Source organism: Streptomyces populi (genome assembly GCF_002911015.1).
In the GTDB taxonomy this organism is placed as follows: Bacteria; Actinomycetota; Actinomycetes; order Streptomycetales; family Streptomycetaceae; genus Streptomyces; species Streptomyces populi.
On the sequence record NZ_KZ627011.1, the window covers coordinates 1 to 12,888 of the forward strand.

The following is a 12,888-nucleotide window of genomic DNA, read 5'->3' on the forward strand; positions in this document are numbered from 1 at the left end:
CGTTCTGCACGGCGGACAGCCGCACCGGGCCGGTGGCGGCCCTCGGGGTGTCCGCGGCCGGCTCGGTGTGGATCCAGCAGGGCGCGTCGAGTTCGACGTACCGGGTGAAGGACGCCTCCCTGGCGGTGGCGACCACCGGCCGGGGACGGGCGACGGCGTGCGTGGCCTGGCGGGCGGCCTCCAGCAGGAGCATGCCCGGCACGTGGTCGACGGGGTGGTCGAAGAGCGCGGGGTGGCTGAGGTCGACGCGCAGCTGGTGGCGGGCCGGGGAGTTGGTGGGGGACAGCACGACGTCGGTGTGTTCGGCACGGGCGACCTGCACCGGCGGCATCGGCGGCGCCAGCGGGACGGCGCGCCGCGTGGCTTCGGCGAGGTCGGCGTACGGGCCGCGCAGCCGTGGGTAGACGGCGGGGGAAAGGTTGGCGAAGGTGGTGTGAGCGGTACCGAGGAAGAGTCCGTCGACCAACAGCTCGGCGTTCATGGTCAGTGACGCCAGCCTGCTGCCGCGGCGGAGCACGTCCGAGCAGGTTATGCGCAGTTCGACGGCGGCGTCGGTACCGGTGGCGGCCAGCACAGCGGGGTCGATCCGGTAGCCGAAGCGGCTCCAGGTCTGGCGGTGGCCGAAGGGCACGCCGTAGGCGGCGTGGCTGAGCAGCGGCACGCACTGGCGAACCGTCTCGGCGACGAGCAGCGGGTCGTGCAGCCCGTCGGTGGGCCCGTAGAAGGAGTGCCCGAGCGGCCAGCGCGCGGTCACGCGATGGCGGTTCTCACCGACGGGCAGCCATCCGTTCAGCAGGACTTCGGACTCCGCCCGCTTGTGCACGTACTGGCGAGGAACCGAAGTGGCGAAGGAGGTGGGTGTCGCCGGGCTCGAGGCCGTGATGGACATGCGGAAGTTCCCCCTAGGAAGTGGGTGCGTCGCACCCCTGAGACGTCTGGGACAGTCGTTCCTGACCAAGAAAATAAAGAGTGCTCGTTTTGTTTTCTGCTAAATGCCGCCCAAGGAAAACCCAAGGATTATTCAAGCCTCCTACCACAAAGGGGGAAATGAGTGCACAAAACCGTCAACTGAGAGGTGCGATTCCGCTGAAGCTGGCGCTGCGCGAGGCGGCCTAGTAACGTAAGGAACGTTCTTTTTCTTTGGGAGGTAATGCGGTGGTCCAGCAGCAGCCGAAGCAGGAGCGCGCTGTCCAGACCCGCGACTCGATCCTTCGGGCGGCCGCGGAGGTCTTCGACGAGGCCGGCTTCGCCGGCGCGAGCATCAACCGCATCCTCAAGAGGGCCGGGCTCACCGCGGGAGCCCTCTACTTCCACTTCGCCTCGAAGGAGGATCTCGCCCGCGCGGTCATGAACGCCCAGTCCGACTCGATCATCCCGTGGCTGAAGTCCGAGGGGCTGCAGCGGCTCGTCGACATCACCATGGTCTGGGCCTACCAGCTCCAGGTCGACCCGCTGCTCCGGGCGGGCGTGCGGCTCACCGGCGAGCAGGAGGCGTTCGGCGTGAAGGACGCCACTCCGTACCAGGAGTGGAGCCAGATCATGACCGAGTGCCTCGAGGTCGCCGCGGCCAAGGGCGAACTGCAAGCCGGCGTCGAACCCGCCGAACTCGCCGAGTTCGTGGTCGAGGCGTGCACCGGCATGCAGATGTACTCGGCCGTCGCCAGCGAGGCGCGGGCGGACCTCGCGGACCGGGCGGTGCGGATGTGGCGACTGCTCCTGCCCGGCATCGCCGTGCCGGCCGTCATCGCCCGCACCCAGGTCGATCCCGCCCGCGTCCAGGCGGTCATCCAGGACGCCGGAGCGTCCCGGGCAACCGCGGCGCGGGCCGCGGAGGACGACAGACGCACCACCGAGGCGGCCGGCTGAGGCCGCGCACACGGGCGCCGTCACCGCGCGGCGCCACAACCAGGGGGGTTCATCACATGGGGCACGGTCTGGAACATCTGCGCCTGGGCGCGGTGAACATCGACGGTGTCATGCTCGGCGACACCTTCAGCCCGGTCATCCACCGGTTCCTGACGAGCCGCGGCCGTGCGTACACGGTCGAGCTGGAGCGGAACATCTTCTCCCAGCCGCGCGCGGTCGCCGGCCGGCTGCTCGCCGAATCCGTCGGCGGCACGATGACCGGGGAGCAGGCGCTCGAGGCGTACTTCGAGGAACGCGCACGGTACGTGGCCGAGCACCCGGTGCGGGTGACCGAGGGAGCCCTCGAACTCGTCGCGCGGCTGCGGCGGGCGGGACTGCGGACGGTCTGCTACGGCGGCCTGGCCAAGGACCACTTCGACCGGTTCCTCGGCGAGCACGCCGCGCTGTTCGACGGTCCGGGCTACATCTGCACCGACGCCGTCCGGCCCGGCCTGCACGAGATCGCCACCGAGCACTTCGACCTCAAGTACGACGAGGTGCTGGTCGTCGACGACGTGGCCAGGGTCGCGGAGGAGGCCCGGCGGCTCGGCATGCCGTTCATCGGCCACCCGAGCCACTTCGAGCACAGCTTCCAGCGGCAGTTGATGCGGGAGGCCGGGGTACGGCACCTGGTCGACTCGCTGCACGCCGTCGACGAGGAACTGCTGCGGACCGTCGACGCCCAGGCCGCCGCGGGGACGGTCTGGTCCGCCTAGAGGCGGCGCGACGGGGACGTACGGGACCGTCCCGCGAACGACGAGCAGGACGACAAGCGGACGACGAGCCGACGACGACCGCACCGACACGACGAACACAGGGGGAACACGTCCATGAGCAAGGAGCGGGCGCTGCTGGACGGCAAGGTGGCCATGATCACCGGAGCGTCCAGCGGGATCGGAGCGGCGGCCGCCCGGCTGTTCGCGCAGGAAGGGGCCGCGGTGGTGCTCATGGCGCGGCGCAAGGAGCGGCTGGACACGCTCGTGGAGGAGATCCGCGACGACGGCGGACGGGCTCTGGCGGTCGCCGGTGACGTGGCGTCCTCGGACGACGTGGCGCAGGTCGTCCGGGCCGCGGTCGACACCTTCGGCAAGCTGGACGCGGCGTTCAACAACGCCGGCTACGCCACCGCGGGCACACCGCTCCACGAGATCGACGACGCGACGTACGACAGGACCCTCGACGTCAACCTGCGCGGGGTGTGGAACTGCCTGCGCCACCAGATACCCGTGATGCTGCGGTCCCCGACCGGTGGGGCCGTGGTGAACACCTCCAGCGTCGCCGGCACCAAGGCCACCGGCGCCTCGGCCGCCTACGTGGCGGCCAAGCACGCGGTGATCGGGCTGACCCGGGCCGCCGCGCTGGACTACGGACAGCGGGGGGTGCGCTGCAACGCGCTCGTGGTCGGCAGCACCCGGACGGAGATGATGGACGGCGTACTCGCCGCCACCCCGGAGCTGGAGGAGGTCTTCATGGCCGACTCCGTGCAACGGCGGATCTCCGCGCCCGTGGAGGTGGCACAGGCGGCCGCCTGGCTGTGCAGCGACCGGGCCTCGTTCATCACCGGGGCGGCGATGGCGGTCGACGGCGGGTCGACCGCCGTGTAGCCGTACGACCGGGGCCGGGGGCCGGGTGAACGGGTGATGCCGTTCACCCGGCCCCTTTTTCACATGGCCGACGCCGCTGTGATCGTCCACAGCCACTCCGGCAGCCACAGAATAGAGAACGATCGCTTTGTTTTAGCGGGAAGAGGGGGTACTACTAGAACGAGCGGGCGCGAGCCCGAGAACCCCGACAACGAGGAACAAGGCGCATGGCGATTCAGGAGCGGGCGGCGCGGACGCGCGGCCGGCTGGTGTTGGCGGCGGCCCAGGAGATCGACCGCGTCGGCTACGAGGGCGCCCGGCTGTCGCGGATCTGCCAGTCGGCCGACGTGTCGATGGGGGCCCTGACCTTTCACTTCCCCTCCAAGGGAGCACTGGCCGACGCGGTCCAGGAGCAGGGGTGGGGCATGGCCAGGTCCCTGGTGGACAAGGTGCTGGCGTCCACGGAACCCGGGCTACAGGCGGTGATCGAGCTGACCGTGGGCCTCGCCGCACTGCTGGAGCGGGACGTCGTGGCCCGGGCCGCCGCACGCCTGGGCGGGGAACGGCAGGCCGGATCGGCCCCGTGGTTCCGGGCATGGCTCCCCGTCGTCGAGGAGCTGCTGGAACGGGCCCGCAAGGACGGCGGACTGCGGTCCGGGGAGAAGCCCGAGGCGGTGACCGCCATGGTCACGTACCTGCTGGCCGGGGCGGAGTCGCAGATCCGCAGCGGCAGGCAGGCCGCGTCCGGTGGCACCACGAGCGTCGCCGACCAGCTCGAAGAGATATGGCGGCTCGCCCTGCGGGGCATCGCCGACCCGGACGCCTGACCGTTTCACCCGTTCGGTTTCCAGAGGGGCCCACGAGAACTAGAAAAACATAGCGAATGTTCTGTATGGTTTCTCTGGATCGTCGGGGGGCGAGCAGCACCCTCCCCTGGCGCGTCTTCAGGTACACGTCAGCCAGTGGACGGGGGGAGTCCATGAGACTCGCGGTGATCGGTGCCGACGGCGTCGGCGGCCACTTCGGGGGCCGCCTCACCTCGGCCGGGCACGAGGTCCGGCCGGCCGTCCCGGGGGCCCGTCCCGAGGCTCCGCCGCCCTCCGGGAACCGGGCCCGGACCCGGACCCGGACCCGGGCCGCCGACGGGCCCGGGCCGCCGACGGGCCCGGGCCGCGGGCGCCTTGCCGGGCCCGGACCCGGGCCACAGGGTCTTCGCCACCGACGGCGGCGTGACCCCCCGTCGGCACCGCCCCGGTCCCGCCGGGCGCGTTCTCCCGGGACGCCGTAGCCGTCACCACCGAGGGGTCATCACCGAGGGGCCCGCGCCCGAGGACGTGCCGGGCCTCCCGGTCCGGCCGGGCGGGTACGCGCCCGGCCGTCCGTCCCGGACCACGGCGCCGACGGCACCGCCGGACACGCCCGGCCGGCCGCACGCACCGGCCCCGCCGCCGTACCGCTGATCCTCTCCCGGGCCCGCCCCGGCACCACGGCCGCCCACGCGATCCGGAACCGGCCGCTCAGGACGTACCCCGTCTCCACGGCGGCCCCGCCACCCCTGCCGGTGCCCGCCTCCGGACCGCTCGGCCCGGTGCCGACCGCCGGCGAACGGGCCCCGGCACCCCGGCTCCCGCGCGCCGCCCCGATCGTCTCCGGACCGGCCGCGCGCCCGCGCGGCGAGCGCGTCGCCACCGCGGCGGCCCGGCGCGCGGCCGCCCGATCCGTCCCACCCACTCGTGGAGGAACCCGATGTCCCAGCACATGATCCCCGGCGTGGTGGACGGCACCCTGACCCCCGCCGTGGACCCCGACGGAAACGTCTCGTTCCACATCGTGATCCGCGACATCGACAGCCGCCGGAAGGACGCCGACTACGTCGAGATCGTCCTCACCGCCCAGGACGCCCGCGCGCTCATGGCGCGGCCCGGACAGGGCGCACCGGTGCCCTGCTCCGTCGGCGTCCGGCTGAACACCGCCCCCGCGTGCGCCTCGGCGCTCCAGGAATCCTCATGACCCCCATCGACCGGCAGGCCCTCACCACGCGGCCGTCCGCCGCCGAAGGTCATCGCCGCGGCCGCCCGCGAACCGGCGGCGAGGGCGCCCGCACCCGGCGGCCGACTCATCCCCGCACACCCGTGCCCCCGTACACCCGTACCCGGCGACCGGTACGGGCGACTCTTCCTGCGACCCGGAGGACAGGACAGGTGGACATGCGCCAGCTCACGACCTTCCAGAAGGCCGCCACACTGCTGAGCTTCAGCCGTGCGGCCGCCGAGCTCAACTACGCGCAGTCCAGCGTGACCGGGCAGATCAAAGGCCTGGAGAACGCCTTGGGCATCGCGCTGTTCGAACGGCTCTCCGGCCGCCGCATCCAGCTCACCCCGGCCGGCCGACGGCTCCTGCCCTATGCCGAACGGCTGCTCTCCCTCGCCGACGAGGCCCGCAACGCCACCGCCGGTCCACGCGAGCCGTCGGGCCGGCTGCTGGTGGGCACGATGGAGAGCATCGCCACCTACCGCATGGCACCGGTGCTGGAGTTCTTCCACCACCGCTGGCCGCGGCTGGAACTCGTGCTGCGGCCGGGCAGCGGGGCGGAGATCGTCGACGGAGTGCGGCGGGGCACGCTGGACCTGGCCCTGCTCATCGACGCCGAGACGCTCCACTCCGGACTGGACACCACGGTGTTCGGGCCCGAAGCGCTCGTCGCCGTCGTCTCACCGGACCACGAACTGGCCGGCCGGCCGACGGTCACCGCCGACCGGCTGGCCACCGTACCGATCCTCGCGCCCGAGTCGGGCCGCGGCTACCGGCGCCTGCTGGAACGGGAGTTGCAGGGACGGACCGCGCCCCTGCTGGAGTCCGGCACCGTCGAGTCGACCAAACGGTGGACCGCGGCCGGCCTGGGCGTGGGCCTGCTGCCCGAGGTGGCCGTCGCGGACGATCTGGCGGCGGGCGTGCTCACCCCTCTGCCCTGGCGCCCGCCGGCCGCGGTGTACGCCCAGCTGGTACGGCGCCGGAACTCCCCCGCCGGCCCGGAGACGCGGATGTTCATCGAGAAGGTGAGCGAAATCCTGTCCGGAGAACCCTCCCGGAACATCGGGAAAGAGCGACTTGCGGCCTGATCCGGAACAACCCATCGGGATGTCCGAATTAGCTCACCGAGCAACCCGATAAGAAATTGATTGACCCTCGTACAGGTGGCTGATGAAATTCAATCAGCAACAGGGAAGCCCCCGGACGAGAAAAAGGGGCTTGCCGAACAGCCCGGCTTTCAGCACGTTCGAGGGCGCCGGCCATGACGCCCGCCGCTCCGCTTCGCCGGGCCGGCTTCGCAATTCCGCAGAGCGAAGGCGGAGGCGAGGCGGAGGCGAAAATCAAAATCTTCAATTCTGCCACCGGAGGACGGGTATGCATGCCACCACCCTGTCGACTCCTCGCGGAGGCTCCCCGGTGCCATCGGATCTGGCGCCCCGCGAGCAGGAAGCACTCAGCTACATCGCCCTTGGCTTCACGCACTCACAGACGGCCAGACGTATGGGAATAAGCCCGTACACCGTCAATACCTATCTACGAAGGATTCGAGCCAAATACGGACTCGACAACCGTGCCCAACTCGTGCGCCTCGCATTCGAGCTACAGCTCTGAGCCGGCCGACCCGACCAGGAGAAACACGACCCATGGACAAGGACACACCGTGAAGTACGGAATTTTCATCGGCTATACGTTCACACCGGCCTGGCTCGCCAAGAGCTGGGAGGAACGAGAGCGGTTCCAGCAGGAGCACCTGGCTCCCATCTTCGAGAAGTACGCCGACCGGCTGAGTGTCCAGCAGTACGACGCCGAGGCCTTCTCCGCCTCTCCCACCGATTTCGCTTTCATCGAGACCGAGGACCTTCGTGCCTACTACTTCTTCATCGAGGAACTCCGTGACACCGCCCTCTTCGCCGAGGGACTTGCCCGTATCGACGTCATCCACGTCGGCCTCGCCGACGGCTACCGGCACTTCGCGAAGGAGGTCCTCGATGCCGACGACAGCCGCTGACGCCCGCACCCGGCTCCGGGACATCTACGCCGACGCCCACGAGCAGACCCTGCACCCCAACCTGCTGGGCTGGCCCGGCCCGCCCGACGCGGCGGAGCTGGACTTCATCTCCCGCGTCGTCTACGACCAGCCCGGCCGCTCCCTCGGGGGCTGCGCCTACCTGGTCAAGGAACTCGCCCAACTGGCCGAGATCGAGCGGCACCTGTCCGCCGTCTTCGGCATCATCACCGCCCAGCTCGGCGCCGACGACTCGGCCCTCAGCGAGGGTTACGACCTGCACCACGCGCTGAACCTGTTCGCGGCCGAGGAGTACATCCACTCCGACTTCTTCTACCGCTACGTCCGCGAACTCGCCGGCGCCGACATCAAGCTCGCCGACTCGCTGTTCATGGAGCGGCTCGCCCTGTACGAGGGCGACGACTCGCCGTACGTGAAGCTCGCCGCGATGTGCATGGCCGCCTACGTCGGCGAGTCCGTGATCACCGTGTTCGAGAAGCGCACCGCGCACCTCGACCCGCGCCGGGAGCGGTTCCTGACCCGGCTGCTGTGGGCGCACGGCATGGACGAGGCCCGGCACGTCCAGGTCGACCACGTCGTCATCAACCACGTGATCCCCTCGCTCACCGCGGCCGAGCGGGACCGCGCCTTCGAGATCTTCTGCGCCACCGAGGAGCTCAACGCCGAACTCGGCGGCCGTTTCCAGCAGTTGGTGCGTGACCAGTTCGGCCTGGACCACACCCCCGGCAACCGCGCCTGGGAGGTCCAGCAGGAGCTCGGCCAGGTCTTCCGCCGGGCGCTCGCCGAGTCCTGGCCGCCGGTCCCGGTCGACGAACGGCTGGACGACACGACCCGCGCCCTGCTCCTCGACTTCGCCGGCGACGAGCGGGTGCATGCCTGATGTCCCGCAGACCCGGCCGACCCACGACGACCCGAACGGTTGGAGCACGCACATGACCCCGCGCGACCCGGCGGCAGTGATACGCCGCCACCAGACGACACCGCAGTCCGCCCAGGCACCGGTCGTCGCCGGACTGTCCGGCGCCCGGCTGACGGCCGCCGACGGCAGCGAGTGGCTGGACGCCGCCACCGGCGGCTTCGGCAGCGGCCACCCCGCCGTGCTGGCCACGCTGCGCGAGCAGGCCCAGCGCGTCGCCCTGTCCAGCCGGATCCTGCTGAGCCGGCCCCTGGCGCGGGCCGTGCAGGCGCTGAGCGACTTCGTGCCCGACCCGCTGACCGTGTCCTACCTGTGCAACTCCGGCGCGGAGGCGCTGGACTCGGCGCTGAAGCTGGCCAAGGGGCTCCACCCCGCGCGTCGCCGGGTGCTGGGCATCGCCGGGGAGGACTTCGGCTCGCTCACCCACGGCCAGGGCCTCGCCCTCGACGGCTCCCCCGTACCCGCCCTGCCGCTACAGCCGTACACCGTGCCGGCCACCGAGCCCAACGCCCTGCTGAGCAAGCTGGGTCCGGAGGTCGCCGCGGTCGTCATCGCCCCGGCCGCCCCCGGCCGGCCGCTGGCGAGGCTGTCCGCGCACTGGTGGCGGGCGCTGCGCCGGCAGTGCACCCAGGACGACATCCTGCTGATCCTCGACGAACGCCTCACCGGGCCCGCCCGCCTCGGCCACGGCCTGGGCAGCGAAGCACTCGGCATCGTTCCCGACGTGGTGGTCCTGGGCGAGAGCCTGGGCGCCGACGCCGTACCGGTCGGCGTCATGGTGACCTCCCGCGCGACCTACGACCGCGTCTACGCCGGCCGCAACCCCAGCCTGCACGGCTCGACCTTCGGCGCCAACCCGCTGTCGGCCGCCGCCGTCGGCGCCGTCCTGCGCGCCCTCGACGACGACGACCTCGCCGGGCGCCAGCAGCACGCCGAGATCGCCGCCCGGGACGTCCTGGAGGGCGTCGCCGACCCGGCGGGACCCGTCCGGGAGTTCTGCGCCGACGGCTCCCTGGTGTGGCTGCGGCTCGCCGACGCCGGCCTCGCCGACGCCCTGCGCGCCGCGCTCGCCGAGCGGCGGGTGCTGGTCCGCCCCGCGTCCGACGGCGCGCCCGACGTCGTCCCGGTGCTGCCGCCGCTCACCGCCGACCCCGCGGACGTGCGGGAGATCTTCCGTGCCGTCCGCTCCGCCACCGACCAGCTGCGTTCCCCCGTGGAGGTGCTCGCATGACCACCGCCCTGAACCCGGCCGCGACGGCCCGGGACGACCGGCAGGAGATCCTGGCCTCCCTCGGCCGGCACTGGAACCCCACCGCCGCGCTGATGCTGGCGGCCGCCTCCCGCCCGGTCGAACACGAGAGCAAGAACACCGAGGTGATCGCCGAGGACGGTACCCGGTACCTCGACCTGGCCGGCTCCTACGGAGTGTTCCTCGTCGGACACGGCAATCCCCGCGTCCGCGACGCCGTCCTCGACACCCTGGACAGCGCGCCCTCCGTACCGCCCGGCACCTTCCACCCGGCGACCGCCGACCTGTTCGCGCTCCTCGCCACGGTCCTGCCGAAGAGCCTGGACCGCTACGTCCTCGGCTGCTCCGGCGCCGAGATCAGCGAGACCGCGCTGCGTGCCGTGCACCTCGCCCGACCCGGCCGCCGCAAGATCGTCATCGCCGAGGGCGGCTACCACGGCAAGACCCTCGGCGCGATGACCCTCCTGGGCCAGCCCAATCACCGCGAGCCCTTCGAACCGCTCGGCAGCGAACTGGTCACCGTGCCCTACGGCGACGCCGCCGCCGTACGCGAGGCGCTGGCCGACCGCAGCGTGGCCGCGGTGTTCCTGGAGCCGGTGCTCGGCGGCGCCCATCTGACCGTGCCGCCCAAGGGCTACGTACGCGACGTCGCCGACGCCTGCGCCGCCACCGGAACCCTGTTCGTCGCCGACGAGATCCAGACCTGTCTCGGCCGCACGGGCAAGATGTTCGCCGTCGAGCACGACGGGGTCGTCCCCGACATCATGCTCTTCTCCAAGGCGCTCACCGGCGGTTTCATCCCCGTCGGCGTCTGTGCCCTCAGCTCGCAGGTCGTCGCCGACGCCGAACGGCACCCGCGCTTCCACCCGTCCCTGCTCGCCGGGTCCAGCAGCGTCTCCGCGCTGTCGGTGGCGGCCGCCGCGGCCGCGGTCCGCGAGGTCCTCGACGGCGAACTCGCCGAGCGCGCCGCGCGCCTCGGCCCCCGCCTCCGCGACGGCCTCGTGGCCGCCTGGCACCGCCACCCCAAGCACATCCTGGACGCCCCCGGCATCGGCTTCATGACGGGGCTGCGCACCCGCAACCCCTCCGTCGAGCTGCTGATCTCGATGGTGATGGCGAGCCACGGCATCCACACCGGTCACTCGCTCAACGAGCAGATCGACCACCCGGTGCTGCGCTTCTACCCGCCGCTGACCATCACCGAGGCCGAGATCGACCGGGTCCTCGAGGCCCTGGAGACCACGCTGACCTGGCTCGACCACAGGCCGCGCCGACTCACCGACTCCATCACCTGGCTGCTGCGCCGCCAGTACCGCCTGCCGGCCTGGCTGGTTCTCAAGCTCAGCCACTCCAAGTTCCAGGCCGACTGGTGACCTGAGCAGCCCACCCGCAGCCCGTCCCCCGGACCGGACCGCTCACTTCTTCGAGGACCGACATGTCACACACCACCGAACGGACCACCCCCGCGGCGGCACCCGCCGCCGCACCCGCCGCCGCACCCGCCGGCCGCACCGCCCTGCTCGCCGGGGTGCTGCTCTCCCTGTTCCTGGCCGCCGCCGACTCCACCGTCGTCGGATCGCTGCTGCCCACCATCGCCGGACAGCTCGGCCGCCAGGACCTGTACTCGTGGCTGATCTCCGCCTTCCTGCTGACCAGCGTGCTGGTCACCCCGCTCGCCGGCGCCGTCGCCGACCGCTGGGGCGGCCGCCGGGCCATGCTGAGCGCCCTCGCCGTGTTCGCGGCCGCCTCCGTCGCGGTGGCCTCCGCGCAGGACATGCCCACCCTGATCGCCGCCCGCGCGGCCCAGGGAATCGGCGCCGGCGCCGTCGCCTCCCTCACCTACGTCCTGATCGGCCAGGCCTTCGACGCGTCCGAGCGCGGCCGGATGCAGGGCATGCTGTCGTCGGTGTGGGGCCTGGCCGCCGTCGCCGGACCCGCTCTGGGCACCGCCGCCCAGGCCACCGTCGGCTGGCGCTGGATCTTCCTGCTCAACCTGCCGCTGGCCGCCGTCGCCGCCGTCCTGTTGCGCAAGGTGCCCGCCGCGCCCTCGACGACCCCGCGCGTCATCAGCCCCGGCGCCCTGCTCTCCTTCGCCGCCGGCCTCGGCGGACTGCTCCTGCTGATCGAGACGCCCGCCCTGGACGTCCCCGCCCCCCTGATCATCGCCCTGGCCCTGCTCACCGTCCTCGGCCTCGCCGCGCACATCACCCTCGTGCGCCGCCGCCCCACCGCCGCACTGATCCCGTCCGCCTTCGCGACCAAGGGGGACCAGCGCGTCTCCGGACTGCTCGCCGTGGGTGCCGCCGCCGTGCTGTACGCCTCCGTCACCCTGCTGCCGCTCGCGCTCACCGCGTCCGGCGCGTCCGGCGCCACCGAGAGCGGACTGTTCGTCATCACCGGCGCCCTCGGCTGGGTGGTCGGCTCGGCGGTCTGCGGCAGCCTGCTCCAGCGCCTCGGCCCGCGGACGACGGCCGCGATCGGCGCCCTGCTCCTGGCCGCGGGCCCGGCCCTGCTCGCCGCCGGCGGCAGCGACGCCCTGCCGCTCGCGATCGCGGGCGAGTCCCTCGCCGGACTCGGTACCGGCTTCGTCGCCACCACCAGCCTGGTGCACACCCAGAACACCGCGCCGGTTCAGTGGCTCGGCGCCTACACCGCCGCCGTCACCCTGTGCCGCAACATCGGCGCGGCGGTCGGCGTCAACCTGCTGGCCGCCGTCCAGCTCATCGCCGCCGACCACGGCTACGGCCCCGACGATTCCTACTGCGTCGCCTTCGCCGCCCTCGCCGTGATCGGCATCCTCACCCTCGTCGGCGCCCTGCGTCTGCCCAAGCGCTACTGACCGTGCCATCCCCCGCCGGGGTCCGGCCGGACGGGTCCCCCTCCCGCATCCGGCCGGACCCCGGCCTTCACCCGGCAGGAGACGAACGACCATGCAGGACGCACCAGACAGCCCGCTCGCCCAGGTTCTGTTCCTGTTCACCGGCACGAGTCCCACCGCCTGCCCCGACGCCGCCGAGGACGTCCGCACGGCGGAGACCGCCCCGGCCCGGCGCTCGCCCCGGGCGGCCGGCCCGTCACCGTCGGCTGCCGGGCCGGTCCGCCGTCCGGGGAGACCCGCTGCGTGACCGCACGGCGCGCAGGGCGTGGGGAACTCGTCGGTCCGGCCGACGAGTTCCCC

Annotated in this window: 14 protein-coding genes; 13 read left to right on the forward strand and 1 reads right to left on the reverse strand. The window is 72.3% G+C overall.

Annotated features, from left to right (window positions below):
- Window positions 1-889: ScbA/BarX family gamma-butyrolactone biosynthesis protein (locus CW362_RS40355; RefSeq protein ID WP_103554563.1), on the reverse strand; the 889-nt coding region annotated here is incomplete at its 3' end.
- A 266-nt stretch (window positions 890-1,155) separates the two neighbouring features.
- Between CW362_RS40355 and CW362_RS40360 the strand changes: the two genes are divergently transcribed.
- From CW362_RS40360 to CW362_RS43625, 13 genes are all read left to right on the forward strand, one after another.
- On the forward strand, window positions 1,156-1,866 hold the full coding sequence (locus CW362_RS40360) for a ScbR family autoregulator-binding transcription factor (protein ID WP_103554564.1): 711 nt from the start codon (window positions 1,156-1,158) through the stop codon (window positions 1,864-1,866).
- A gap of 56 nt (window positions 1,867-1,922) precedes the next feature.
- Window positions 1,923-2,621, forward strand: a complete 699-nt coding sequence (locus CW362_RS40365) for an HAD family hydrolase (RefSeq protein ID WP_103554565.1) — start codon at window positions 1,923-1,925, stop codon at window positions 2,619-2,621.
- A 114-nt stretch (window positions 2,622-2,735) separates the two neighbouring features.
- On the forward strand, window positions 2,736-3,509 hold the full coding sequence (locus CW362_RS40370) for an SDR family NAD(P)-dependent oxidoreductase (RefSeq protein ID WP_103554566.1): 774 nt from the start codon (window positions 2,736-2,738) through the stop codon (window positions 3,507-3,509).
- A gap of 206 nt (window positions 3,510-3,715) precedes the next feature.
- Window positions 3,716-4,315: a TetR/AcrR family transcriptional regulator gene (locus CW362_RS40375; RefSeq protein WP_103554567.1), complete on the forward strand. Its 600-nt coding sequence runs from the start codon at window positions 3,716-3,718 to the stop codon at window positions 4,313-4,315.
- A 919-nt stretch (window positions 4,316-5,234) separates the two neighbouring features.
- Window positions 5,235-5,498: a hypothetical protein gene (locus CW362_RS40380; RefSeq protein ID WP_103554568.1), complete on the forward strand. Its 264-nt coding sequence runs from the start codon at window positions 5,235-5,237 to the stop codon at window positions 5,496-5,498.
- Window positions 5,499-5,695: 197 nt separating this feature from the next.
- On the forward strand, window positions 5,696-6,607 hold the full coding sequence (locus CW362_RS40385) for a LysR family transcriptional regulator (RefSeq protein ID WP_240658311.1): 912 nt from the start codon (window positions 5,696-5,698) through the stop codon (window positions 6,605-6,607).
- A 286-nt stretch (window positions 6,608-6,893) separates the two neighbouring features.
- A complete protein-coding gene (locus tag CW362_RS40390) occupies window positions 6,894-7,130 on the forward strand; it encodes a response regulator transcription factor (protein WP_103554570.1) in 237 nt (78 codons plus the stop codon).
- 49 nt (window positions 7,131-7,179) lie between these two features.
- Complete coding sequence (locus CW362_RS40395; protein WP_162684396.1) at window positions 7,180-7,527, forward strand: darcynin family protein; 348 nt, start codon at window positions 7,180-7,182, stop codon at window positions 7,525-7,527.
- Window positions 7,508-8,425: a hypothetical protein gene (locus CW362_RS40400; protein WP_103554572.1), complete on the forward strand. Its 918-nt coding sequence runs from the start codon at window positions 7,508-7,510 to the stop codon at window positions 8,423-8,425. The genes CW362_RS40395 and CW362_RS40400 overlap by 20 nt, the downstream gene beginning before the upstream one ends.
- Entirely contained in the window at window positions 8,418-9,692 is a 1,275-nt protein-coding gene (locus tag CW362_RS40405; protein ID WP_103554573.1) for an aminotransferase class III-fold pyridoxal phosphate-dependent enzyme, read from the forward strand. The genes CW362_RS40400 and CW362_RS40405 overlap by 8 nt, the downstream gene beginning before the upstream one ends.
- Entirely contained in the window at window positions 9,689-11,083 is a 1,395-nt protein-coding gene (locus CW362_RS40410; protein ID WP_103554574.1) for an aspartate aminotransferase family protein, read from the forward strand. The genes CW362_RS40405 and CW362_RS40410 overlap by 4 nt, the downstream gene beginning before the upstream one ends.
- 62 nt (window positions 11,084-11,145) lie before the next feature.
- The gene (locus CW362_RS40415; protein WP_103554575.1) at window positions 11,146-12,549 is read left to right on the forward strand and encodes an MFS transporter; all 1,404 of its coding nucleotides are present in this window, start codon (window positions 11,146-11,148) and stop codon (window positions 12,547-12,549) included.
- A gap of 91 nt (window positions 12,550-12,640) precedes the next feature.
- The gene (locus tag CW362_RS43625; RefSeq protein WP_162684397.1) at window positions 12,641-12,835 is read left to right on the forward strand and encodes a hypothetical protein; all 195 of its coding nucleotides are present in this window, start codon (window positions 12,641-12,643) and stop codon (window positions 12,833-12,835) included.
- The last annotated feature ends 53 nt before the right edge of the window (window positions 12,836-12,888 follow it).